Source organism: Sphingobium sp. WCS2017Hpa-17 (genome assembly GCF_031843765.1).
In the GTDB taxonomy this organism is placed as follows: domain Bacteria; phylum Pseudomonadota; class Alphaproteobacteria; order Sphingomonadales; family Sphingomonadaceae; genus Sphingobium.
In genome coordinates this window covers 158583-183066 of record NZ_JAVTIV010000004.1, presented here as the reverse complement: position 1 = coordinate 183066, position 24484 = coordinate 158583, and the positions used below count along the sequence as shown (strand labels likewise).

Below are 24484 nucleotides of genomic sequence, written 5' to 3'. Positions count from 1 at the left end.
TTTCTTTTTGCCTCCATTTCCGCTGGAAACATAATAGCAATGTTAAGTTATCACATTGGCAAAGAACCGTGCTTTGCATATCACAGCAGGCTCGATCCTTTCGCACTTGCGGCAAAAGCGGTTTGCGGGACGGCCGGGACGGCATAGTCCATAGGCATCCGCTGGCATCGGGGGCGATCAAAACAGATCCCTGGGCGGCGGATGCAGGACGGAACATTCCAACGTAAAAGGGGAATGTTCATGAAGTACCAAATCGCCTGTGCCGCCCTCGCGCTCCTCTCCAGCGCCCCGGCTTTCGCACAGGAAGAACCCGCCAGCCCCGTCACCGTTTCCGGCAGCGTCGGCCTCGTGTCCGACTATCGCTTCCGTGGCGTGTCGCAGTCGGACAAGGCCATGGCCGTGCAGGGCGGCATCACCGCCACGCATGAAAGCGGCGCCTATGTCGGCACCTGGGCATCGAACCTCGCTGGTTGGGGCACCTTCGGTGGCGCCGGCATCGAGCTGGACCTGTTCGCCGGCTATGCCATCCCGATCAACGAAACCACCACGCTGGACGTCGGCCTGACCTGGTACATGTATCCGTCGGGTGCGGATGAAACCGATTTCGCCGAACCCTATGTCAAGCTGTCGAGCCAGCTCGGCCCGGTAAAGGGTCTGGTCGGCATCGCCTATGCGCCCAAGCAGCAGGCGCTGGGTAAATGGTATAACGGCTCCGCCAGCTACGCGACCGGCATTCCCGACAATCCCGGCAAGAAGAACGACAACCTCTACACCTGGGTTGATGTGAGCGGTGCGGTTCCCAACACGCCGGTTTCGCTGAAGGCGCATCTGGGCTATTCGAAGGGCAATAGCGGCCTCGGCCCGAATGGTACCTCGATCGCGCCGACCGGCAAATATATGGACTGGCTGGTCGGCGCGGACGTCGCCATCCCTGGCACGCCGCTGACGCTGGGTATCGCCTATGTCGACACCGACATCGCCCGCGTCGAGGAAAATTACATCCGCCCGAATTTCGAGGTCGTGGATGCCGACAATGCTGGCAAGTCGATCGCGCGCAGCCAGATCGTTTTCTCACTGACGGCCGCCTTCTGATCCGACGCCTTCGCAACGTTTGAAAAGGGCCGGTTCGACACCTCGTCGGGCCGGCCCTTTTCGCTGTCGTGACAAATTGTTGCTCCAGTCGCGATTGCCCCTTTGGGCGGGGCCGCGCGGTTGACCCCCGATCCGGCGGGGCCTATCTCCTGACCATGACATTTTGTGCGCTGACGCTTTCATGACCGCCCCGTCGATCATCCTCGTCGAAGACGATCCGCCGCTGCGCACGCTGACCGCCCGCGCGCTTCAGGAACATGGCTATCAGGTGCGCCCCGCATCCTCCGGCCCGGAAATGTGGGTGGCTTTCGATGCCGGTCCGGTCGATCTGGTCGTGCTGGACGTCATGCTGCCGGGCACCAATGGCATTGACCTCTGCCGCCAGATCCGCCGCAAGAGCGATGTCCCCATCATCTTCATCAGCGCCAAGGGCAGCGAGACGGACCGCATCGTCGGGCTGGAACTGGGCGCGGACGATTACCTGCCCAAGCCGTTCGGCACCCGCGAACTGATCGCCCGCATCCGCGCCATCCTGCGCCGCGTCGGCGTGGAGCGCGGCCCGGACGAGCATCGCGAGAGCGAAGCCCATTTCGACGGCTGGAGCGTCAACTTCCCCCGCCGTGAACTGCGCTCGCCCACCGGTGCGATCGTGGAACTGACCGGGGCGGAGTTCGACCTGCTCGGCTCCTTCCTCAGCCACCCGCAGCGGGTCATCGCGCGCGAACGGCTCATCGAATTGTCCCGCACCCGCATGGGCGACAGTTCCGACCGCAGCATCGACGTGCTGGTCAGCCGCCTGCGCCGTAAATTGTCCACGCAGGACAAGGGCGCGCCGATCACCACCGTGCGCGGCGTCGGCTATATGTTCAATGCAGAGGTCAGCCGGGCTTGAGGCGGCAGTTCAGGGGATCGCTCGGCCTGCTGGGCCGGCTCTGCGCGATCCTGCTGCTGACCGTCACGCTGGAATTTGCCGTCGGTACGCTCGTCTATGAGCGGGCCAGCCATTTGTCCTTGCAGGATGACGAGGCGCGGCGTCTGGCCGAGCATCTGGTCATCGCGCGCAAGCTGCTGGTCGAACAGCCCCGCGGCGAGCGCCCGGCGCTGGGCCTGCAACTAACCACCGATCGCTACGACGTCCACTGGTCGCCGGCCGCGCCGCCGCCGCCGCCGCTGTCGCCCGAACTGGAGCGGATGCGGCGCCAGATTATCGACTGGGAACCGAGTCTGGAGAAATCCGGCCTGTGGCTGCGCCTGACGCCGGGCCGTCATTCGGAGATCAATGGCGGGCTGCAACTGCATGACGGCAGCTGGCTCTATTTCGGCATGCACCACAGCGGCGGTAAATGGGCCTTCACCCTCGGTCGGCTGGGGCTGGCGCTGATCCCGGTATTGGCGTTGCTGCTGGCGGGCCTGCTGCTGATCCGCCGGACGCTGGCGCCGTTGCGCGACCTGACCCATGCGACGCACCGGATCGGTCGCGGTTCCGAAGTGATCGTGCCCGAAGCCGGCACCAATGATGTGCGCAATCTCATCACCGCCTTCAACGCGATGCAGGCGCGCATGCACCGCCTGATCGACGAGCGGACCGAGACGCTGGCCGCAGTCGGCCATGATCTGCGCACGCCGCTCGCCCGGCTGCAATTGCGGCTGGAACTGGTGAAAGACCCCGAAGTACAGGAGGCCATGGGCGGCGACCTGGAGGAAATGGGCGCGATGCTGGAATCGCTGCTCGCCTTCCTTGGGGGCGAGAAAGATCCTGAGCCGCCGGTGCGCACCGACATCGCCGTCAGCATCGCCACCATTGTCGATGCGTTTCAGGACCATGATCAGGATGTCGAATATGACGGGCCGGACCATCTGGAAATGGAAGTGCGCGGCCTGTCGCTGCGCCGGGCGGTGCGCAACCTGATCGAGAATGCGCTTCATTATGGTGAGCGCGCCCGCGTCTCGCTGGCGCGCAAGGGCAATGAGGTGCTGATCCGCGTCGATGATGACGGCCCCGGCATCCCGCGTGAGCGGCTGGAGGAGGTGTTACGACCTTTCTCCCGGCTCGACGACGCGCGCCAGCGCAACACGCGCGGGCTGGGACTGGGGTTGGCGATCGTGCAAAAGGCGGTGACGGCGGAGGGGGGGCAGTTCATCCTCGCCAATCGGCCCGAAGGCGGCCTGCGCGCCGAAATCTGCCTGCACCTGCCCAGGCAGACGGGGCGCAGCTAAAAGAGAAACTGTTCGGCCCCAAGCAAAACTCGTTTATCTCTGTCCCTGCCACCACGCTATGCCCCCGGCAATAAGCGCATGAAGGCGGACAAGATGGTAGATGGACAGGACGACGATCCGATCGTCGAAGGGTATTGGGACGTGGACAGGCTGGTAGCGGAATTGAGTGCGGCGCGGAGCCGCTGGCGCCAGTCGCAGCAGCATCATGCCGAATATGGCGCGGAAGGCTTTCCCTCACGCGCCAATCTGGCCAACATCACCCAGTCGCTCTGCGGTGCGCTCTTCCCCCTGCGTCTCGGCCCCAGCTTTGTGCGCCTGCATAATGAGGATGCCTATGTTGCCGAAACGCTACAGACGGTTCTCAGTCGTCTTTATGGCCAGCTCCGGCTGGAGCTGATCTATGCGCTGAAGGATCAGCCGATCCAGGTGGTGGACAAGGAAGCGGCCCGCATCATCGCGGCCTTTGCCGACAGCCTGCCTGCCCTGCGCGCCTTGCTCGATACCGATGTCGATGCCGCCTTTCTGGGCGATCCTGCCGCGCGCAGCGTGGACGAGGTGCTGATCTGCTACCCCTCCATGCTGGCGATCATCCATCACCGGCTGGCGCACCGCCTTTATGAACTGGGCGCGCCACTGGTGGCGCGGATCATTTCGGAGATCGCGCATGGCAAGACCGGGATCGACATCCATCCCGGCGCGAAGATCGGTCCGTCCTTCTTCATTGACCATGGCACCGGCGTGGTGATCGGTGAAACCGCGATCGTGGGCGCGCGGGTGCGCCTCTATCAGGGCGTGACGCTGGGCGCGCGCAGTTTTCCTGCGGACGAGAAAGGGGCGCTGGAAAAGGCCCTGCCGCGCCATCCGATCATCGAGGATGATGTGGTGATCTACGCCGGCGCGACGGTGCTGGGACGGATCATCGTGGGCAGCCGGTCGGTCATCGGCGGCAATGTCTGGCTGACCGATAGCGTGCCCGCCGACAGCAATGTGCGGCAGGCCAAGGCCCATTATGAAGTGACCAGCCGCGTCCAGGTTTCCGCCCCACACCGCGTCCATGCCTTGGTTGAAGAGGCAACGGACGGGATCGGGGAGAATATTTGATTCTATTTTTCGTTATAAAGTCGATATTTATCATTTTTCTGTTTGAAGTTTTCCAATAATAACATCGAAAACGGTGCAAATGACTTGATGGTATACAGTGTGATCCATATCATTATTTCATAATCCGGTCGCTCTTGATGAAATCTGATTCGTGTCATGTGTTGCGGGTCGATGGCATGCTGTTGGCATGAATTCGGGGGGCAGGTCATGGGGGACTGGTTTCGACGCTTTCACACATTCATCATCCGGTTGGTGCTTGGTGATAATGAAGTTGGGCCTTTCAAGCCGGACAAGGGTCTTGATCCTACCGTCGAGGCTTATGGGCAATGCATAGCGGTTCTCCTGGCATCCACCCAAACCTATCTGGAACAGCGGATCGAAAGTCTGCCGGCGGGCTCTGCCGAGCGTCTGGCGGCGGAGCAATGCCAGACAAAGGTGGTGGGACTTGAGAAAGCCTTTGAAGATTCCAGCCAGCCAGAGGCTGAGCGGTTCAAATCCTATGTGAAGATCGACGCTCAATTGATCGCGATCATCCCGGATGACTTCCTGGTGGCACGGCGATGGATCCTGCTGGACCGGATGCGCCGTGTCGCGCCGCAAAAAGCGTTGATCGAATATGAAGGGTCGCTGCCCCCATCGATGGATAAGGCAAAGCGGGACCTTGCGAAGGAAATAAGGGCCGATCTGCTCAGCCTCTCCACCTATATGCAGCAGCTTTATATTTTGAACGCGCAACGGGAACAAACGCTCGCGTCGTTCAAATGGTGGCTGCTGTCACGCGTGCTGGTGATTGTCGGCATCATCGCGGCAATCTTCTGGCTGGCGACGACGGTGACGCCGGCATGGCTGTCGGCTCGTCCCTGGTCGATGCCGTGGATGCCAACGGCACTTATTCTGGTGTTCCTGACCGGCATGGTCGGTGCAGTCGTCAGCATCATCCGGAAATTTCAGGATATTGGTGGCCAGAATATTCTGGTGTCCGATCCATTCAATGAACTGGTGTCACTCAACTACAGCCGTGAAAGCGTGGCCGCGTCGATCGTGGTCGGAGGCGTGTTCGCGCTGGTCGCCTATCTGGCGGTGGTGTCGGGGGCCACCGATGCGCTGGGTTTGAATGTACGTTTCGTGCCAAGCCTGACCGCCAACAGGATCATTGTGGAGGAGAAGAGCGAGAGCAAAGCGAATAAATCGCCCGCTGGAGAGCAAAAGTCGCAACTTCTCAAAGATGGATCTTATGTAGAGCAGGCGCCGGATGAAGTACCGGAAGGAATAGCAAAATTATCGGGTGCGCTGGGCTTTTTCTACGGCGCCGACATATTGCGCATGATGCTACTTGCCTTCATTGCCGGCTTTGCGGAACGGTTGGTGCCGGACTCGATCGATCGGCTGGCGCGCAAGGAAAAATCGGTCAAGGAAAGCGCGAACTGACCACCCGGCAGGCAGTCGACGCGATCGCACCCGGCATCGCCCGGTCCGATCGCGTCACTTCTGATGACGCCATTTACTGCGCGCAGCTATCCCCATCGCCCGCGATCAGATCCAGACAGCGACCGTCAATCTCATCCTTGGGTACGGGCAGCTTGATGAGCGCGGCCAGCGTCGGCAGGATGTCGACCGTCTCGACGCCCAGCGGCTGCTCGAAATGCTGCATCCCCTTGCGCCAGAACAGGATCGGCACGCGGCGATCCGTGTCCCAGGGCGAACCATGGGTGGCGACCGCGCCCATCACGGCGCTTTCCGGGATCGACATGACGCGCGGCTTCAGCAGCACAAGCAGGTCGCCCGACCGCGCAGGATAGAAGCTGGCGCGCGCTTCCTGGATCAGGCTCCAGCTTTCCGGCGGGCCGGAGGGGGACGGGGTGGCGGCTATTTCCGCCTTGGTAAAGACGGTCTGCACCTGCGGATGGGCGCGCAGATAGGCCAGGGTTGCGGCCTCCACCTTCGCCCGCTGCGCGGTGGTCAGCCCCTTGTTGAAATAGAGGTCGCCGGCCGGACCATCGCCCCAGATGACCTTCTTGCCGGCCATGCCGACCTTCTCGGCGATGGTGGCGTTCAGCGCCTTGGGCGTCAGCGCCTTGTCCACGCGCTGCTCCATCGGCATGGCGTTCAGCTGGTGGCGTTCGGGCAGGTCATGGCCGCCATGGTCGGCGGTCAGCACCACGACATAGTCGATGCCGTCCTTGTCCAGCTTGTCGAAGAAGGCGCCTAGTTCGCGGTCCAGCCGGTCAATCTGGATGCAGCTTTCGGTGCCTTCGGTGCCATAGATGTGGCCGACATAATCGGTCGCCGACAGGCCGATCGAAATGATATCGGTCTGCGCCTGCTTGCCAAGGGCCATGCTGTCAATCGCGGCGGCGGCGAAGGCCAGCGTCAGCGCATCCTGTTCGGGGGAAATGCGGAAGCCGTTATAGTCGCCGGCCGGCCGGGCGAAGCGGCCGGTACCGACCGTCTTGTTCCCAGCCTGCACCGCAAAATCCTTCGACACACACTGGGCGGGCAGTTCGAACCCGGCATTGGGCTGCGCCAGACGCTGGGCAAACACCTCGTTCACCTTGGCGACCAGCGGCGGGACGGCGATGCCCTTGTAGCTGACATAGCCCTTGGGGCTGAGCCACCAGGCCTGATCGGCGGTGCTGCCGCCCATCATGATCGCCGCGCGATCCTTGCCTGCGACCGACACGACGCGGGTGGCGGGGTTGGCGATCTTCATCCGGCCGCCCAGCGTCGGCACCTTCAGATGCAGATAGGATGCTTCATAATGGTCGCTGTCGGTGCCGGGCTGGTTCTCATCCTCGGCGCAATAGACGTTCTTGTCGTCGCGCTTGGCATTCAGGTCGAACCAGTTATTGGCGATGATGCCGGTGCGCGACGGGCGGCTGCCGGTCAGGATGGTGGAATGGCCGGGGCAGGTTTCGGTCGCGGCATGGCTCTGATAACCGCGCGGGAAGACGACGCCTTCGCTGGTCAGGCGCTTGAGTCCGCCGGTATAATATTGGCGATATTCGCTGAACAGGTCGGCGGAAAACTGGTCGACGCTGATCGCGACGATCAGCTTTGGCCCAGAGGCAGGAACGGTCGCGGGCGCAGGAGTTGCGGCGGGCGCCGGCACGGGGCTTTGCGCCACGATGGGCGTGACGGGAGCCAGAGCGGTGGCGAGCAACAGGGCGGCGGCGACTCGTTTCAACATATTCTATGACCTTCTCATGCCTTGACGGCGGATAGGGAGCGACCTAGCCCCCTTGCACCTGACCGACCAGAGGCCCGATGCGGATTTTTCAAGTCATATTCATGACGCTTGCCCTGTTGGCAGGCCTCACTACCGCACAGGCGCAAAGCGCCTTCGGTGGCGGCGCGGCGCATATCGCCGCCACGCTGGCGGCGGAAAGCGCGGTGCCCAAGGCGGGCGAGGGCACCACCATCGCCTTTGCCATGGTGCCGGAACAGGGCTGGCACGGCTATTGGGAAAATCCGGGCGACGCGGGGCTGGGCATGACCGTCGACTGGACGTTGCCAAAGGGCGTGACCGTCGGCGCCCTGCGCTATCCGGTGCCCGAAACTTTACTGATCTCCGGCCTGATGAACCATGTTTATGAAGGCCCCTATGCGGTGCTGGCGGACCTGAAGGTTGCAGCCGACATAGCGCCGGGTACGCGCCTGCCGGTGAAGGCAGCGGCGCAATGGCTGGCCTGCACCGATAAGGTGTGCGTGCCGGAAGGGGGCGACCTGACGCTGGATCTGGTCGTGGGCGATGGTCAGGTCGTGACGGCGACGCGCGCGCGCTTCGATGGCTGGCGCACCCATTTGCCGCGCCCGCTGGGGTCGGAGGCGACCTATGCGATCAGGGACGGCAAGCTGCGCCTGTCGGTACCCTTCCCGGCGAATGCGCAGGCCAGTGACGTCCATCTTTTTGCGCTGGCAGAAGGATTGATCCGCAACGCCGCCCCGCAGGCGGTGACGCGGCAGGGCGACAAATTGCTGCTGGAAACCGACGCGGCCGAAGGCGCCAAGGGCGGCACCGTGCGGGCGGTCTTGCGGACGGGCGACCATGTCGGTTTCCTGCTGACGGCCAGGCCGGGCGATGTTGAGGGTGGTGCATCGGGCGACGGCCAGTGGGGCGCGATCTTCGCGGCCTTGGGCGGGGCGCTGCTGGGCGGGCTGCTGCTCAACATCATGCCCTGCGTCTTCCCGATCCTCGGCCTCAAGGCGATGAAGCTGGCCAAGGCGGGCGGCGACGAACGCATCGTCCGGCGGGAGGCGCTGGCCTACACCGCCGGCATCATCCTCACCTGCCTCGCGCTGGGCGGCCTGTTACTGGCGTTGCGCGCGGCGGGTGGCGCGGTCGGCTGGGCCTTCCAGTTGCAAGACCCGCGCATCATTCTTGCGCTGCTGCTGCTGGTGACGGCGATCGCCTTCAACTTGGCCGGCCTGTTCGAGCTTCGCGCCTATGGCGGCGGTGAAGGACTGGTCGGGAAGGGCGGCGTGGCCGGTTCCTTCTGGACCGGCGCCTTGGTCGCCTTCGTCGCGACGCCATGCACCGGGCCATTCATGGCGGCGGCGATGGGCGCGGCGCTGCTGCTGCCGTTGCCGGCCGCGCTGGCGGTGTTTGCGGGGCTGGGCCTTGGCCTTGCGCTGCCCTTCCTGCTGCTCGCATGGGCGCCAGCACTTCGCAATCGTTTGCCTAAGCCCGGTGGCTGGATGGGGACGTTCCAGAAAATCCTCGCCATTCCCATGTTCCTGACCGCGCTGGGCCTCACCTGGCTGCTGGGGCAACAGCGCGGCGTTCCGGGCATGACGATCGGCCTGTCGGCGGCGTTGCTGCTCGCCCTGCTGCTCTGGGGACTGGGCGGTCGCCAGCGGCGGGGCAAGGGCGGGGGCCTGATCGCCGCCATCGCCGGTCTGGCGATCCTGACCGCCGGTGCTTACGCTCTGCCGACCAGCGCGCCGGCTCTCGCGAAAGCAGGCGATTCAACTGTCCAATTCGCTGTCGCAAAACTCGCCGAACTGCGTGCGGCCAACAAGCCTGTCTTCCTCTATTTCACCGCCGACTGGTGCCTGACCTGCAAGGCGAACGAGGCCGCCGCCATCGACCGGGCGGAAACCCGTGCTGCCTTCGACAAGGCCGGCGTCACCGTGATGGTCGGCGACTGGACCAATGCTGATCCCGCCATCACCCGCTTTCTGGAAAGTCAGGGGCGTTCCGGCGTTCCCCTTTACCTATGGTATGCGCCGGGCAAGGAGGCCCAGACCTTGCCGCAATTGCTGACCCCCGCCACTCTGACCGGATTGGTGCGCTGATGGCGAAGGTTCGTGCCGATCAGTTGCTCGTCGACAATGGTCTTGCCGAAAGCCGCGCCCGTGCGCAGGCGCTGATCCTCGCCGGCCTTGTCTTCCTTGGCGACAAGAAGGTGGAGAAGGCCGGGCAGCAGGTCGCGGCCGACGCCGACCTCGATGTGCGCGGCCGCGATCATCCCTGGGTATCGCGCGGCGGCATCAAGCTGGCCCATGCGATCGAGGAATTTGGCATAGACGTCACCGGCTTCGTCGCGATCGACGTCGGCTCCTCGACCGGCGGCTTCACTGACGTGCTGCTGACCAACGGCGCGGCGAAGGTCTATGCGGTCGACAGTGGCACCAACCAGCTCGCCTGGAAGCTACGCTCCGACGACCGCGTTATCGTCCATGAACAGACCAGCGCCCGTATCCTGACCGACGCCCATATCGCCAAAGCGGTGGACATCATCGTATGCGACGCCAGCTTCATCTCGCTGGCCAAGGTGCTGGAAAAGCCGATGGGCTTCGCCAGGCCCGGCGCGCAGATGGTCGCGCTCATCAAGCCGCAGTTCGAGGCGCGGCGCGAAGAGGTCGGCAAGAATGGCGTCGTGCGCGATTCCGCGGTGCATGACCGGGTCTGCGCCGAGGTGAAGGACTGGGTCGTGGCGCAGGGCTGGACTGTCGCAGGGCTGACGCAAAGTCCGATTACCGGGCCGCAGGGCAATGTGGAATTTCTTCTCTATGCCCGGCTTGGTGGATAACGGCTTCAGCTTCGTTCTCAGCCCCCGACATATACTGATACATATTGCGACAAAGCTTCCCATTGTGTCGCCCTGAAAGGCCCGATAGCCCTCCGCCATGCGTCCTTATTTGCCTGTCATTCTCACCGCCCTTTGTCTTGCCGGTTGCAGCGGTGAGAAGCAGCAGAAACCGCGCGCCGTTCCGCTGGTGGAGGCGCAGGCGATTGCGCCAGCCGGCTTCACTGACAATGTCGAAGCGGTCGGCACCGCGCTCGCCAATGAGCAGGTCGTGCTGTCCGCGCCGGTGACGGAGCGGATCGACATGCTGAACTTTGCCGATGGCGGTTTTGTTGCCAAGGGTCAGGTGATCGCCCGGCTGGCGGTTGGTCAGGAAAAGGCCGAACTGGCCGCAGCGGAAGCGACCGCCCTGCAAGCGGGCCAGCAGTTGCAGCGTATCCAGGCGCTCAAGGATCGCGGCTTTGCCACCGGCGCCACGCTGGAGCAGCAGGTGGCGCTCTCCAACGCCGCCCGCGCTAACGCGCAACTGGCGCGGGCCTCGATCGGCGACCGCGTGATCCGCGCGCCCTTTGGTGGCTGGGTGTCGCTGCGCACCGTGTCGCCCGGTGCGATCGTGACCGCCGGGACGCCGATCGCAACGGTCAGCGACATCAGCAGGATCAAGCTGGATTTCACCATCCCCGAAACCCGGCTGGCGATGATCCGCCCCGGCATGCCGATCAAGGCGGTGTCGGCCGCATGGCCCGACCGTCCGTTCAACGGCACCATCGCCACGATCGACCCGATCATCGACCCCGCCACCCGCGCGGTGAAGGTCCGGGCGATCCTGCCCAATCCCGACAAGGCGCTGAAACCCGGTATGCTGCTGACCGTCAGCGTGCTGGCCCGCCAGCGCCAGTCGCTGTCGGTGCCGGAACTGTCGGTGGTGGGCGACGGCGATGAGCGCTTCGTCTTCATTGTCGAGGATCGCACGGCCAAGCGGGTGAAGGTCGATACCGGCATTCGTCAGGACGGCCGGGTCGAGATATTGGGCGGCGTGAAGCCGGGGCAGATGGTCGTGACCGAAGGCGTCGTGAAGCTGACCGATGGCGCGACCGTGCGCCTGCCCGGTGACAAGGCGGATGCAAAGTCGAAGGACGGATCGGCCAAGGGCGCGCGCTGATGCAGCTTTCCGATCTTTCCGTCCGCCGTCCGGTCTTCGCCGCCGTCGTTGCGGTGCTGCTCTGCATCGTCGGCGTCGTCGGCTGGATGAGCCTGTCGGTACGCGAATATCCCGACACCGATCCACCGGTCGTGTCGGTCGAAACCAGTTACACCGGCGCGGCAGCATCGGTGGTCGAAAGCCGGATCACCCAGCTGATCGAGGACGCGGTCGCGGGGGTGCAGGGCATCCAGACGATCACCTCCACGTCGCAGGACGGCACGTCCAACATCAATATCGAATTCGATCCTTCGCGCGACATCGACAGCGCCGCCAACGATGTGCGCGACCGTGTCGGTTCGGTGGTGGAGGATCTGCCGGAGGATGCGCTGGCACCGGAAATCCGCAAGGTCGATTCTGATGCGCGCTCGATCCTGTTCCTCGCCTTTTCGCGGCCGGGCTGGTCGCCGATCCAGATCAGCGATTATCTCGACCGCAATGTCGCCGACCGCTTCGCCGCGATCGACGGGGTAGCGCGCGTCACCATCGGCGGCGAAGCGCGCCCGTCGACCCGCATCTGGTTCAACGCGGAAAAGCTGGCATCGCTCGGCCTGACGCCGGCCGATGTCGAATCCGCCCTGCGCGCCCAGAATGTCGAACTGCCCGCCGGCCGCTTTGAATCGAAGGACCAGAACCAGACGCTGCGCGTCGAGCGCCCCTTTGCCACGCCGGACGAGTTCGCCCGGCTGGTCGTCGGGCGGGGCGCGGACGGGCATCTGGTGATGCTGGGCGACGTCGCCCGGATCGAGGAAGGTGCGGAAAATCCCTATAGCAGTTTCCGGTCCAATCAGGGCACGGCGATCGGTATCGGCATCATCCGCCAGTCGGGCGCCAACACGCTGGAGGTCGCGCAAAAGGCCAAGGCGCTGATCAAGGAACTGGAGCCGACCCTGCCAAAGGGGATGCGCGTCGCCATCGGCACTGACGAATCGCTGTTCATCGAGCGCGCGATCGACAATGTCTATGACACGCTGGCCGAAGCGGCCCTGCTCGTCATCCTCGTCATCTTCCTGTTTCTGGGGTCGGTGCGCGCGACCATCATCCCTGCGGTCACGGTGCCGATCTGCCTGCTCGCCACCTGCGCCGTCATGTGGCTGCTTGGTTTGTCGATCAACCTGCTGACACTGCTTGCCTTCGTGCTGGCGATCGGTCTGGTGGTCGATGACGCCATCGTCGTGCTGGAAAATGTCTATCATCGCGTCGAGCAGGGGGACGATCCGCTGGTCGCCGCTTATCTCGGCACGCGGCAGGTGGGCTTCGCCATCATTTCCACCACGCTGGTGGTGTGCGCCGTGTTCGTGCCGGTCATGTTCCTCGCGGGCCAGACCGGGCTGCTGTTCCGCGAACTGGCCATCGCCATGATCGCGGCCATCGCCTTCTCCGGCTTCATCTCCCTCAGCTTGGCGCCGATGATGTGTTCCAAGCTGCTCAAGACCGCCGAACGCGGCCGTCTGGCGCGCTGGATCGACGATCGCTTCCAGCGGCTGGAGGGGGGCTATGCGCGCTGGCTGGATGGTGCCCTTCGCAAGCCATTGCTGCCGTTGCTGGGGGTGCTGCTGTTTCTGGGCGTAGCGGGCGTCATCTTCACCCGCCTGCCCAGCGAACTGGCGCCGGCCGAGGATACCGGCGTGGTGGAAGCCAATATCAGCGCACCGGAAGGCACCGGTTTCAACCGCATGATGGCCTACATGAAGAAGATCGAGGACGATCTGGCCTTCCTGCGCAAGGATGGCACGCTTCAGAACCTCGTCATCCGCACGCCCGGCGGCTTTGGCGCCACGGACGATTTCAACAACGGCAATGTCATCGCCTTCCTGCGGCCGTGGGAAGATCGCACCATCACCACGGCCGAGGTCGCGACCATCGTCAACAAGGTGATCGCCGACCAGCCGGGGGTTCGCGGCAATGCCGCGCCGCGATCGGGGCTGGGACGTGGACGCGGCCTGCCGGTCAATATCGTGCTGGCGGGTGCGACCTATGAGGGGTTGGTTGCCGCGCGCGACCGGATCATGGCGGCGGCGGCCGCCTATCCTGGCCTCATCAACGTCGACAGCGATTACAAGGAAACCAAACCGCAGATGCGGATCGAAACTGATCTGGCGCGAGCCGGCGATCTGGGCGTTTCGGTCAATGACGTCAGTCAGGCACTGCAAAGCCTGCTCGGTTCCCGCCGCGTCGGCACCTATGTCGATCGGGGCGAGGAATATCGCGTGCTGGTGCAGGCGGAGGATGACGGCCGCCGGACACGCGCAGACCTTGAACGGATCAACGTGCGGTCGCGGAGCGGGGCGCTGGTGCCGTTGTCGGCGCTGGTGACCATCCGCGAAGTGGCCGGTCCCCGCCAGCTCAACCGCTACAACAAACTGCGCGCCATCACCCTGACTGGCGCACTGGCTCCGGGTACGTCGCTGGGCGAGGCGCTGAGCTTCCTGGAGGATCAGGCGCGCCAGTCGCCCGAAGTGCTCGCGATCGGCTATCGCGGGGAAAGCCAGTCGCTGCGCGAAACCGGCGGGTCGATCTGGCTCGTGTTCGGCCTGACCATCCTGCTCGTCTACCTGCTACTGGCCGCTCAGTTCGAAAGTTTCGTCCATCCCGGCGTCATCATCGCCACCGTGCCGCTGGCGGTGGCGGGCGGTGCGCTGGGGCTGGCGATCACCGGTGGGTCGATCAACCTCTACAGCCAGATCGGCATCGTCATGCTGGTCGGCCTCGCCGCCAAGAACGGCATCCTGATCGTCGAGTTCGCCAACCAGTTGCGCGACGAGGGGATGGAGATTGCCGATGCCATTCGTGAAGCCGCCAAGCGCCGTCTGCGCCCGATCCTGATGACCTCCATCGCGACCGTCATCGGCGCGGTGCCGCTGGTCATTCGCGGCGGGGCAGGGGCGGCGGCGCGCCATTCGATCGGTACGGTCGTGGTGTTCGGTGTCAGCATGGCGACGCTGATCACATTGTTCCTGATCCCGATCTTCTATTCCCGCGTTGCCAAGCGGACGGTTTCTCCGCAAACCGTCAGTCGAAAGCTGGATTCGGCACTCAAGGATTCGCCGGAACCCGCCGAATAACGTATGTTTTGGAGCTGCGTTGCCGATGAACGAGATTGCGTCGCCCGGTCAGTTGCGTCTTGCCTATCTGCGCTGGGCGCTGGTGACGGTGCCCGCGATCGTCTTCCTCGGTTTCATGTCCGGGCGTCTCGCCAATAGCGGCTATGGCAATCGCTGGTTCGATGCGCTGGAAAAGCCCCTGCTGATGCCGCCGGGCTGGGCCTTCGGCGTCGTCTGGACCATCCTCTATGTGTTGATGGCGCTGGCCTTCGCCATCGTGTTACATGCGCGCGGGGCGCAGGGGCGAGGCGGAGCGATCGCGCTGTTTCTGGTGCAGTTGCTGCTCAACCTGACCTGGTCGCCGTTGTTCTTCCGTGCGCATCAGGTCGGCAGCGCACTGGCGCTGATCTTGATCCTCACCGTTCTGGTTGCGGTGACGACGGCGCTATTCTGGCGCATTCGTCGCCTGGCTGGCGTGCTGCTGCTGCCTTATCTGGCATGGCTGGCCTTCGCCTCTTTCCTCAACTATGAGATCGGCCGCCTGAACCCCGACGCGGCGACCCTTGTCGCTCCGGCGCTCAGAACCCAGATATGATTTACAGGCGCGCTCCCCTGCGCGCCGCACAGAGGATGAGAGCAATGCAGAGCGAAAACCGCTTCTTCGACGATCTGGCCAAGCTGGTGAATGGCGCTGCCGGCACCGTGGCGGGTATGACGCGCGAATTCGAATCCAATGCGCGTGAGCGAGCGAAGGACTGGATCGGCGGCATGGATTTCGTGTCGCGTGAGGAGTTTGACGCGGTGAAGGCCGTCGCCGCCACAGCACGCGAAGAGGTCGAACTGCTCAAGGCGCGCCTCGATGCGCTGGAAGGCAAGGCGGGTGAACCGGTGACGAAGTCAGTCAAGGCGGCCAAGACCAAGCCGGCGGGCGGGGCGAAGGACGCGGACTGATCGCTTCTGTCCTTTCGCCGCATGCGGTGATAAGGCGCGCCGATGATGGATAGTGACGAATTCGAACATGGCGGTGGGGAAGCCGCGCCGATCGACATGCTGGCCGCCTATTTCGAGGCGCATGGCTGGAGCTACGAGCAGGTCGGCGAGGACGAGATCGTCGCCAATACCCAGGGATCGTGGGCGCAATATGAGCTGCGCGGCATCTGGCGCGACGAGGATCAGGTGCTGCAACTGCTGGCGCTGCCCGACATTCGCGTCAGCGAAGAGAAGCGCGGCACAATCTATGAGACGCTGGGCCTGATCAACGAACAGCTGTGGCTCGGCCATTTCGAGCTATGGTCGTCCAGCGGCATCATCCTGTTCCGTCACGGCGCCCTGCTGGGTGCGGGCGGCACGTTGACGCTGGATCAGGCGCAATTGCTGGTCGAAACCGCGATCGATGAATGCGAGCGCTTCTATCCGGTGTTCCAGTTCGTGCTGTGGGGCGGCAAGTCGCCGACCGAAGCGATTTCCGCCAGCCTGATCGAAACCCGCGGCGAGGCCTGATCTTATGACTGCCATCTGGCCTGATCACCTGTTTCTCGTCGGTTGCGGCAACATGGCGGGGCAGATGTTGTCCCGTTGGCTAAGCCAGGGGCTGGAGCCGGCCCGTGTCACCGTGTTGCGCCCCAGTGGGAAGCCGGTGGCCGATGGCGTCGCGGTGGTGAAGGACTATCCTGCCGTCTTGCCTGCCGGCACCACTGTGCTGCTGGGCATGAAGCCCTATCAGATCGCCGATGTCGCAGCCGCACTGTCCCCGCTCTGCGTGGCTGACACGCGGATCATATCGATCCTGGCCGGCACGACATTGGCGGAACTGCGCAGCCGCTTCCCGATTGCGCGCGATATCGTGCGGGCCATGCCCAACCTGCCGGTTGGGTTGGGCGAGGGGGTGACGGCGCTGTTCAGCGACGACGCCACCGATCCCGCCGCCCGCAATGCGATCGGCGCGCTGATCCAGCCTTTGGGGCTGGTCGAATGGATTGCGGACGAAGCTTTGTTCAATCAGGTGACGGCGCTGTCGGGTTGCGGCCCGGCTTTCCTGTTCCGCTTCGTCGATGCGCTGGCGCGTGCGGGCGAGGCGATCGGCGTTCCCGCCGATCAGGCCGCGCGCATGGCGCTGGCGACGGTGCAGGGATCGGCGAACATGGCCGCGCGCGCCTCCGTAAGTCCGGCCACGCTCGCCGATCAGGTGGCCAGCCCCGGCGGCATGACGCGCCAGGGCCTTAACGTGCTGGACGCCGACGAGCGACTGCTGGCGCTGCTAACCGATACGCTGGCCGCTGCCCGCGATCGCGGCGAAGCGATGGCGCGCGGGGAATAAGCACGGTTCCGGGCAAGCCGCTTTTGCGGTAAGGCGCGCCCAAATTACCCTGGAGTCGCCCATGTTGCCGCCTGAAACCCCGATCCTGCTGCTCACCACCGGTGGGACCATCGACAAGGTCTATTTCGATGCCCTGTCGGACTATCAGGTCGGCGAAACGGTGATGGCCAAGCTGCTGGAGGTCGCGCGGGTCAAGCGCCCCTTCCGCATCGAGGAAGTGACGCGCAAGGACAGTCTGGAACTGGACGAGACGGACCGGGCGCTGATCGTCGCGCGCGTCGCTGCCGCCCGCGAAAAGCATATCGTCATCACCCATGGCACCGACACGATGACCGACACCGCCAGGGAACTGGCTGGCATCGAGGGCAAGACCATCGTGCTGGTCGGCGCGCTGGCCCCCGCCCGCTTCGGCGAGAGTGATGCCAGCTTCAACCTCGGCATGGCCTTCGCGACGGCGCAGGTGGCGGAGCCGGGCGTCTATATCACCATGAGCGGGTCCGTGTTTCGCGCGGACAAGGTAGTGAAGGATCGCGCCAAGGGCGCCTTCGTACCGACGCAGGACTGAACGCGACCGTCTCGCTCCCGGAACAACATCCCTCGCCCGGCATTGAAACGGGCGGGTGGCATGACGAGGAGGAGCAAGACATGACCGATGACCGGTCCGATTATCAGGAGCGTCCGGTGACGCACACGACCATCATCGAAAAGCGCAGCGGCGGCGGTGGCACGACCATCGCGATCCTGCTGCTGGTCGTCGTGGTGGCGGTGGCTGCTTTCTTCCTGATCAGCAGCCAGAAGAGCAAGGATAACGCGGTATCGACCGCAGCGCAGCAGGTGGGCGATGCCGCAAGCGATGTCGGCGACGCGGCCAAGGACGCCGCCGGAGCGGTCAAGAAGGAATGAATGTCAAGGGGCTGGCGCGGCAGGTGGCCAGCCCCTTTTTGTCTGTCAGACCATGATCTTGTCGAGCGCGGCGCAGAAGGCCTGCATGTCGGCCATGGAGCCGACGGTCACGCGCGACATGGTGGGCCAGGGTGCCCAGTTGCGGCCGATGCCGACACCCGCCGCCAGGAACTGATCCTGCACGCCCTTGGCCGGCTTGCCCCAATCGACCATGAACATATTGGCGTCCGAGGGGATGAATTTGATCCCGCGCTTCTTGAGGTGCGCGAACGTATAGTCGCGCGCTGCGATCATTTCGGCGCGGCGCTGTTCGATCAGCGCCTTTTGCGTCAGGGCGACCGTGCCGCACACGACGGAAGGCAGCGGCAGGTTGGTCGACATGCGCTTGCCGTCATAACGCATCAGTTGTTCGTGCAGCGCGGGCGATGCGATGGTAGCGCCCAGCCGCATGCCCGCCATGCCGAACAGCTTGGAGAAAGTGCGCAGCACGACCACATCGTCGCGCTTGGCGGCCAGATAGGCGGCAGACTTGGCGTGGGAGAAATGGAGATAAGCCTCGTCCACCAGCACGACCGAACCGGCAGGCTTGTTGGCGATCAGCCATTCGATGTCCGCGATCGGCGTGATCGTGCCGGTGGGGTTGTTGGGCGAGCAGACATAATAGAGGCCGGCCTGCGGATCGGCGGCCAGCATCGCCTTCACATCATGGCGATAGTCGCTGGTCAGCGGCACCTTGGTCACTTTCGCGCCAGCCCATTCGGCGGTGCCCCAGGGCTGTTCATAGCTGACGTCCGCCGTTACCAGCCCCTTTTTCGGCGAGCAAAAGGCCACGACGATGCGCGAGAGCGGATCGCTGGAGCCGGGCCAGGGCAGGATATGGTCGGCGGGCACGCCCTCGATCGTGGCGAGCGTCTTTTTGAAGTCGGTGACTTCGGTGCCGGGGTGATAGAAATTGGCATGGCCGATGATCTTGGCCGCTTCCGCCTGCGCGACGGGGAAGGGGCCGGTCCAGCATTCGTTGGAGCCGATGCGGACCTTGGGAAGATTGCCTTCCTCCGGGCCGTCATTGCGCTGCGCCCATAGCGGCGTCCCGGCGCTGGCGGCCGCAACGCCCGCGCCCAGCACGCCCATGATGCGGGCGGCCTGTCGCCGGGAATAGCCACGTTCGAGAAGATCCTGCCGTGCGTCCATGATGGTCCCCTGTCCTGCTGTTACAGGATAGGAAACGGACCAGAGCGGCTTTTCCGCAGCGGCCAAAGAGAAAGGGCGCCCGTTGCCGGACGCCCTCTTTCCTTTTTCAGAGGGGAAGGCGCTTAGCCTTCGACCTTCGCATGCTTGGGTGCGGCCTCATTGAGGATGCGCAGGATCTTCTTGAGCGCGGTCGGCTCGTCCGTCTCTTCCATCGCCGCGAGTTCGCGCGCGAGGCGGCTGGAGGCCGCTTCGAAGATCTGGCGTTCCGAATAGCTCTGTTCCGGCTGATCGTCGGCACGGAACAGGTCGCGGGTCACTTCGGCGATCGACACCAGGTCGCCCGAATTGATCTTCGCTTCATATTCCTGGGCGCGGCGCGACCACATGGTACGCTTGACCTTGGGCTTGCCCTTGAGCGTTTCCATCGATTCTTCGAGGGTCTTGTTGGAGGACAGCTTGCGCATGCCCACGCCTTCGGCCTTGTTGGTCGGCACGCGGAGCGTCATGCGCTCCTTTTCGAAGCGGAGCACATACAGCTCCAGTTCCATGCCCGCAATCTGCTCCTTCTGAAGCTCGATGACACGGCCCACGCCATGCTTGGGGTAAACGACATAATCACCAACGTCAAAGGACAGCGCCTTGGCAGCCATTTGATACCTTTCCAATTCAACCGGGAAACGGGCCGTCGCGGGGCAGATGCGCGAGACAAATGCCGAGGGGTCCACGGCGCCACCGTCAAGACATGAAGCGTATTCTCCAGAGCCGGATGATAGGGAGCATCCGGCCGTCGCGGACCTATTTAGCAGATTCGTAACAAAATTACCACCCCCGGACACAATGTCTGGGGGTGGGTCTGTTCTTGTGGCGCAATATGGGACGCCGCAGCGCCGGGCTTAGCTGCCTTCACCCGGTTCGGGCGAGAAGAACTTCTCCAGCTTATTCTCCACGCCGCTCATTTCGTCGGCATCGGCGGGGGCTTCGCCCTTCACCGTGATGTTCGGCCATTCGGCCGAAAATTTGGTGTTCAGCTCCAGCCATTTTTCCAGGCCGTTTTCGGTATCGGGCAGGATGGCTTCGGCCGGGCATTCCGGTTCGCACACGCCGCAGTCGATACACTCGTTCGGGTTGATGACCAGCATATTCTCGCCCTCGTAGAAACAGTCGACGGGGCAGACCTCGACGCAATCCATATATTTGCAGCGGATGCAATTGTCGGTCACGACATAGGTCATTGTCTGGGCACTCGTAGGATTGGAAAAAGCGCGGCCCTGCTATGCCCCACACGCGCGAAGGTCAATGAGGATATTGTTGTCAGGGCTTTAGGGCCGGTTTCGTGCGAACGACTCGCAATTTTGCGGGCCTGCATCAGAGCCGGCGGTTCACCCGCCGACCGTCAGTTCCTCATAGCAGGCCTGGGCTTCCGGCGCGGGGCCGCGCCGTGACGGCAGGGCGGCGACGCGGACGACGCGCACCTTGTCGAAATGGGGGAAGGTGATGAGGTCGCCCGCCCGCACGGGGGAGTGGGCACGGTCGATCCGGCGACCGTTCAGGCGGATATGACCATCTTCGGCCAATTTCTGTGCGTTCGACCGGCTGGAGCACAGCCGGACGAACCACAGATATTTGTCGATGCGCAGCGTCGGCCCATGGCCGACGCCGGACACCGGGTCAGCCATTGCGGCCGAGCAGGTCGGCCAGACCGGCAAAGGCGTTATTGGCCGGCGCCGGCGTGCTGCCGGGCGAGGCGGGGTGGGGCGAACCGGCGCGCGGCGGACGGCCATCCTTGTCGGAACGACGGTTGCCGCCGCTGGGCTTGCCGCTGTCCTTGCCGTCGCGCGGTTGCTGGTTGCGGGCCTGTTGACCCTGATGCGGGCGGCCATTTTGCGGACGATCGCCACGCGGCTTCTGCCGGCCCCTGAACGCCCAGTTGGCGCCAGCGGCGGGCGCCGGCTGCGCTTCGGTGGTGCCTTCTACAGCGTCCGTGCCTTCCGCCGGGGTTTCGGCGGCTTGCACAGAGGCTTCCTCCACCGCTGCCGGTGCCGGCGGCGTGACCGGACGGAAGCCGGCAAGGCGCATCAGTTGCAGGAAGGACGGTTCGGAAAGGCCGAGCGAGACGATTTGCGGGCTGGCATGGGTGAAGGCTTCGTTCTTGGCGATGGCTTCATGCGCGGCGCGGGCCATGCGTTCGGCCATGTCGATGCGCAGCATCTGGTCGCCAAAGCCACGGAAACCGGCGATGCGCGCGCCCATCTGTTCGAACTTCTCGCCCGCCGGGATCAGCGTCAGGCCGGGGCCGGGCAGCGGCAGGCACGGCTTGGCGATGCGCGCCGCCAGCAGCGCCGAGCGCCAGCGTGCCGCGCCGGGCTTCAACAGGCCGGGATGATAAATGTCGAGCACGCCGATATCGATGCCCGCCTTGCGCAGCAGATGGCGCTGATCCTTGTCGAGATGGCCGAGCGCCGAATCGAGATCGGTGCGCGCGATGACGCCGCCGGCATCACCCAGCTGGGCAAAGACGGCGCGCACGACAGCGGGGACTTCCGGATCGGACGCGCTCTCGCTCATCTTGACGAGGGGGAGGAGATGCTTCTGCTTCTGCGCCTCAACCCAGGCGGCGAGGCGGGTCGCAACCTGCTTCTGCACATCCTGACCCAGGCTAAGTAGCGCGCGATCCAGCCGAATTTCCGGGGCCAGCAGATTTGGTCCCGCCAGCAGCGATGCCACCGGCGTTTCGCCCCAGGCGATGCCCGGTGCCTGTCCTGCTTCGTCCATGAGCGCGAAATCCGTATCCGCCGCGCCCACCAATTCGTCTGCCTTCACTCGTAATACCTTTCCAAGGCGCCGTTCCGCGGCCGCCAGCAACATCTTTCGATCCTGATGTCGCGTAGCGGGATCGACCGAGAATCGGAAGCCGTCAAGTTTTCCGATCGTCTCGCCATCGACACAGACGCTCCCATCCGGCTCCACCGTGACCGGCAGGTTGCTCGCATTCTGCCCGATATCGCGCAGCAGGACGGAGGTGCGCCGATCGACGAAACGCTGCGTCAGCGCGGCGTGGAGCGCATCGGACAGCTTTTCCTCCAGCGCGCGGGTGCGTTCTGCCATTTCGGCGGGATGGGCCAGCCAGTCGGGGCGGTGTGCGATGTAGGACCATGTTCGCGCGGCGGCGATCCGGCCCGACAGCGTGTCGATATCGCCCTGCACCGAATCGAGCCGGGCCAGATTCTGGGCGAACCAGTCGCGCGGGATATGACCGGTGCCTTCGGACAGGAATTGCCAGATGCGACTGACGGTGCGGCCATGATGGTCCGCGCCCAGCTTCTGGAAATCGGGCAGGCCGCAGGCGCTCCATAGCCGTTCCACCTGTCGCTTGCCTTTGACCCGCTCGATCACCAGCGGATCGTCGGCCATCCTGCGTAATACGGCAAGGTCCACCGCCTCGGGCGCTGCGCGCAGTTCTGGACGCTGCGGCTTCTGTTCCAGATCGGCCAGCAAATGCTCCAGCCGGTCGGTATTCGGCGTGCCATTCCGCCAGAAAAGCTGTTCGATCGGCGGGAAGCGATGTGCTTCGATCGCTTCGATCTCTTCGGGCGTGAAGGCGGCGTCGCCATCCTCACCGCCCAGGCTGCCGAACGTGCCATCCTTGTGATGACGGCCCGCGCGCCCGGCGATCTGCGCCATTTCGCTGACGGTCAGGCGGCGGCTGCGGCGACCGTCATATTTGCGCAGGGATGCAAAGGCGACATGCGCGACGTCGAGGTTCAGGCCCATGCCGATCGCATCGGTCGCGACCAGATAGTCGACCTCGCCATTTAAAAACATCTGTACCTGCGAATTGCGGGTACGGGGGCTGAGCGCGCCCATCACCACCGCCGCACCGCCCCGGAAACGGCGCAGCATTTCGGCGACAGCGTAAACCTCTTCGGCCGAAAAGGCGACGATGGCGGACCGTTTGGGCAGGCGCGACAGCTTCTTCGCGCCAGCATAGGAGAGGGTGGAAAAGCGCGGGCGGCCGATGATTTCGACATCGGGGACAAGCGCCTTGACCAGCCGGCTGATGCTGGCGGAGCCCAGGATCATCGTCTCTTCCCGGCCGCGTGCGCGCAGCAGTCGATCCGTGAAGATATGACCACGTTCAGGGTCCGATCCCAGTTGCGCCTCGTCCAGCGCGACAAAAGCGAAATCCTCTTTGGTTCCCGTCTCGCGCCCGCCGCTGATCGGCATGGATTCGGCGGTACACAGGAAATAGCGCGCACCGGGCGGGATGATCTTTTCCTCACCGGTGATGAGCGCCACCAATTGCGGCCCCTTGATCGCGACCACCCGGTCATAAACTTCGCGCGCCAGCAGGCGCAGCGGAAAGCCCATCATGCCGCTCGAATGGCCGCACATGCGCTCCACGGCGAGGTGGGTCTTGCCGGTATTGGTTGGGCCCAGGACGGCGGTGATGGGGGAACGGGCGAACTGGGCCATGGTCCGCCCTATGTCGGGTAAGCGGCAGGAACCCGCAAGGGTGTTTCGCTGCGTTTCCGTTGGATCGGGCCATGGCCGCGATATCAATGCTCTGCGATCAAGCGAAAACTATCGTCGCTTGACCCCGCTGTAACGGGACAATAGTTTTCCGATTCAACGGGGTTCAGACGAGTTTTCAGCACGATGATGCATGATTTTGTTCAGGCGGGAATAGACGCCCGCGGCGCTGTTGTGCCGCGAAAATATGATATTCTGGGTGGCATGGACCTCCTGGCAGACGATGTCGCCGTGGTTGGCAGCTCGTCCATTCTGCTGAATGCCGGCAATGGTCCCCGCATCGACGCGCACCGCACCGTTGTTCGTTTCAATCGCGCCCAGCTTGACGGATTTGTTTCCGATGTCGGGTCGAAGACCGATCTTCTCTATGTGGCGGAGACGATCATTCCGGAAAAGGCGGAAGCCTATCGCCGCAATTTTGCGACCATGGATTGTCCGATCCTGACCAAGCTGGACAATGTCGATTTCCTGGTGGAGCATGGCGTCGATCCGGCACGCTGCTATTTCCACAAGGATTTCGAGGAATTCGTGCGCAAACGGTGTTTTTCCATCATCAATCGCATGATCGACAAGCGCTACAAGCACAAGCGCCCGCCCCGGTCGGGCATCACGATCCTGTCGCTGCTGCTCGGACCAAAATTGCCGGAAAAGCCGGTCGATATTTACGGCATCGAGGTTGAGGATATCCAGCAGAAGGGGTGGAAGACCCACTTCTTCGCCCGATCATCGGCGCATACCTATCAGCATCTGGGCTGGCACTGTCCGCCGGAACTGGAGTTCGAGGTCTTGAACGCCATGGCAGATCAAGGGGCGATCCGCATCAATCGGTAGAAGGAGCAGACGCGCGCACGGGGTTCGC

General features: G+C 63.9%; 22 protein-coding genes. 16 read left to right on the top strand and 6 right to left on the bottom strand.

What is annotated here, in order from left to right; all coding sequences use genetic code 11:
- Positions 1-234 precede the first annotated feature (234 nt).
- The 5 genes from RQH62_RS09565 to RQH62_RS09545 all read left to right on the top strand — a co-directional run bounded on the left by RQH62_RS09565 (position 235) and on the right by RQH62_RS09545 (position 5838).
- Positions 235-1092, top strand: a complete 858-nt coding sequence (locus RQH62_RS09565; protein WP_311268527.1) for a TorF family putative porin — start codon at positions 235-237, stop codon at positions 1090-1092.
- A 181-nt stretch (positions 1093-1273) separates the two neighbouring features.
- Positions 1274-1984, top strand: a complete 711-nt coding sequence (locus tag RQH62_RS09560; RefSeq protein ID WP_056683259.1) for a response regulator — start codon at positions 1274-1276, stop codon at positions 1982-1984.
- A complete protein-coding gene (locus RQH62_RS09555) occupies positions 1981-3309 on the top strand; it encodes an ATP-binding protein (protein WP_311268526.1) in 1329 nt (442 codons plus the stop codon). The genes RQH62_RS09560 and RQH62_RS09555 overlap by 4 nt, the downstream gene beginning before the upstream one ends.
- A gap of 93 nt (positions 3310-3402) precedes the next feature.
- A complete protein-coding gene (epsC, locus tag RQH62_RS09550) occupies positions 3403-4410 on the top strand; it encodes a serine O-acetyltransferase EpsC (RefSeq protein WP_311268525.1) in 1008 nt (335 codons plus the stop codon).
- Positions 4411-4617: 207 nt separating this feature from the next.
- Positions 4618-5838: a hypothetical protein gene (locus tag RQH62_RS09545; RefSeq protein WP_311268524.1), complete on the top strand. Its 1221-nt coding sequence runs from the start codon at positions 4618-4620 to the stop codon at positions 5836-5838.
- A 73-nt stretch (positions 5839-5911) separates the two neighbouring features.
- Here the strand turns inward: RQH62_RS09545 and RQH62_RS09540 are convergent, their stop codons facing one another.
- Positions 5912-7597 carry an alkaline phosphatase family protein gene (locus RQH62_RS09540; protein ID WP_311268523.1) on the bottom strand — a complete coding sequence of 562 codons (1686 nt, stop codon included), beginning with the start codon at positions 7595-7597 and terminating at the stop codon, positions 5912-5914.
- Positions 7598-7674: 77 nt separating this feature from the next.
- Here RQH62_RS09540 and RQH62_RS09535 point away from each other — a divergent pair, with 77 nt between their 5' ends.
- From RQH62_RS09535 to RQH62_RS09490, 10 genes are all read left to right on the top strand, one after another.
- On the top strand, positions 7675-9705 hold the full coding sequence (locus RQH62_RS09535; protein WP_311268522.1) for a protein-disulfide reductase DsbD domain-containing protein: 2031 nt from the start codon (positions 7675-7677) through the stop codon (positions 9703-9705).
- Positions 9705-10442 carry a TlyA family RNA methyltransferase gene (locus tag RQH62_RS09530; RefSeq protein WP_311268521.1) on the top strand — a complete coding sequence of 246 codons (738 nt, stop codon included), beginning with the start codon at positions 9705-9707 and terminating at the stop codon, positions 10440-10442. Before RQH62_RS09535 ends, RQH62_RS09530 begins: the two co-directional genes overlap by 1 nt.
- A gap of 97 nt (positions 10443-10539) precedes the next feature.
- Entirely contained in the window at positions 10540-11601 is a 1062-nt protein-coding gene (locus RQH62_RS09525; protein WP_311268520.1) for an efflux RND transporter periplasmic adaptor subunit, read from the top strand.
- Complete coding sequence (locus RQH62_RS09520; RefSeq protein ID WP_311268519.1) at positions 11601-14705, top strand: efflux RND transporter permease subunit; 3105 nt, start codon at positions 11601-11603, stop codon at positions 14703-14705. The genes RQH62_RS09525 and RQH62_RS09520 overlap by 1 nt, the downstream gene beginning before the upstream one ends.
- Positions 14706-14730: 25 nt before the next feature.
- The gene (locus tag RQH62_RS09515) at positions 14731-15279 is read left to right on the top strand and encodes a TspO/MBR family protein (RefSeq protein WP_311268518.1); all 549 of its coding nucleotides are present in this window, start codon (positions 14731-14733) and stop codon (positions 15277-15279) included.
- 44 nt (positions 15280-15323) lie between these two features.
- Entirely contained in the window at positions 15324-15635 is a 312-nt protein-coding gene (locus RQH62_RS09510) for an accessory factor UbiK family protein (protein ID WP_311268517.1), read from the top strand.
- A 42-nt stretch (positions 15636-15677) separates the two neighbouring features.
- On the top strand, positions 15678-16184 hold the full coding sequence (locus tag RQH62_RS09505; RefSeq protein ID WP_311268516.1) for a YbjN domain-containing protein: 507 nt from the start codon (positions 15678-15680) through the stop codon (positions 16182-16184).
- 4 nt (positions 16185-16188) lie between these two features.
- Positions 16189-17001 (top strand): pyrroline-5-carboxylate reductase, encoded by an 813-nt coding sequence (gene proC, locus RQH62_RS09500; RefSeq protein WP_311268515.1) that lies wholly within the window; start codon positions 16189-16191, stop codon positions 16999-17001.
- 61 nt (positions 17002-17062) lie between these two features.
- Positions 17063-17566 carry an asparaginase domain-containing protein gene (locus tag RQH62_RS09495; RefSeq protein WP_311268514.1) on the top strand — a complete coding sequence of 168 codons (504 nt, stop codon included), beginning with the start codon at positions 17063-17065 and terminating at the stop codon, positions 17564-17566.
- Positions 17567-17646: 80 nt separating this feature from the next.
- A complete protein-coding gene (locus RQH62_RS09490; RefSeq protein WP_311268513.1) occupies positions 17647-17904 on the top strand; it encodes a hypothetical protein in 258 nt (85 codons plus the stop codon).
- A gap of 45 nt (positions 17905-17949) precedes the next feature.
- On the opposite strand, the gene RQH62_RS09485 is transcribed toward RQH62_RS09490, so the two are convergent.
- The 5 genes from RQH62_RS09485 to RQH62_RS09465 form a co-directional block, all read right to left on the bottom strand.
- The gene (locus RQH62_RS09485; RefSeq protein WP_311268512.1) at positions 17950-19095 is read right to left on the bottom strand and encodes a pyridoxal phosphate-dependent aminotransferase; all 1146 of its coding nucleotides are present in this window, start codon (positions 19093-19095) and stop codon (positions 17950-17952) included.
- 122 nt (positions 19096-19217) lie between these two features.
- On the bottom strand, positions 19218-19745 hold the full coding sequence (locus RQH62_RS09480) for a CarD family transcriptional regulator (protein ID WP_184266835.1): 528 nt from the start codon (positions 19743-19745) through the stop codon (positions 19218-19220).
- A 243-nt stretch (positions 19746-19988) separates the two neighbouring features.
- Complete coding sequence (fdxA, locus tag RQH62_RS09475; protein WP_120250657.1) at positions 19989-20327, bottom strand: ferredoxin FdxA; 339 nt, start codon at positions 20325-20327, stop codon at positions 19989-19991.
- Between the two features lie 147 nt (positions 20328-20474).
- The gene (locus RQH62_RS09470) at positions 20475-20771 is read right to left on the bottom strand and encodes an RNA-binding S4 domain-containing protein (RefSeq protein WP_311268511.1); all 297 of its coding nucleotides are present in this window, start codon (positions 20769-20771) and stop codon (positions 20475-20477) included.
- Complete coding sequence (locus tag RQH62_RS09465; RefSeq protein ID WP_311268510.1) at positions 20764-23568, bottom strand: helicase-related protein; 2805 nt, start codon at positions 23566-23568, stop codon at positions 20764-20766. The genes RQH62_RS09470 and RQH62_RS09465 overlap by 8 nt, the downstream gene beginning before the upstream one ends.
- 261 nt (positions 23569-23829) lie before the next feature.
- Between RQH62_RS09465 and RQH62_RS09460 the strand changes: the two genes are divergently transcribed.
- Positions 23830-24456 carry a glycosyltransferase family 29 protein gene (locus RQH62_RS09460; protein WP_311268509.1) on the top strand — a complete coding sequence of 209 codons (627 nt, stop codon included), beginning with the start codon at positions 23830-23832 and terminating at the stop codon, positions 24454-24456.
- The last annotated feature ends 28 nt before the right edge of the window (positions 24457-24484 follow it).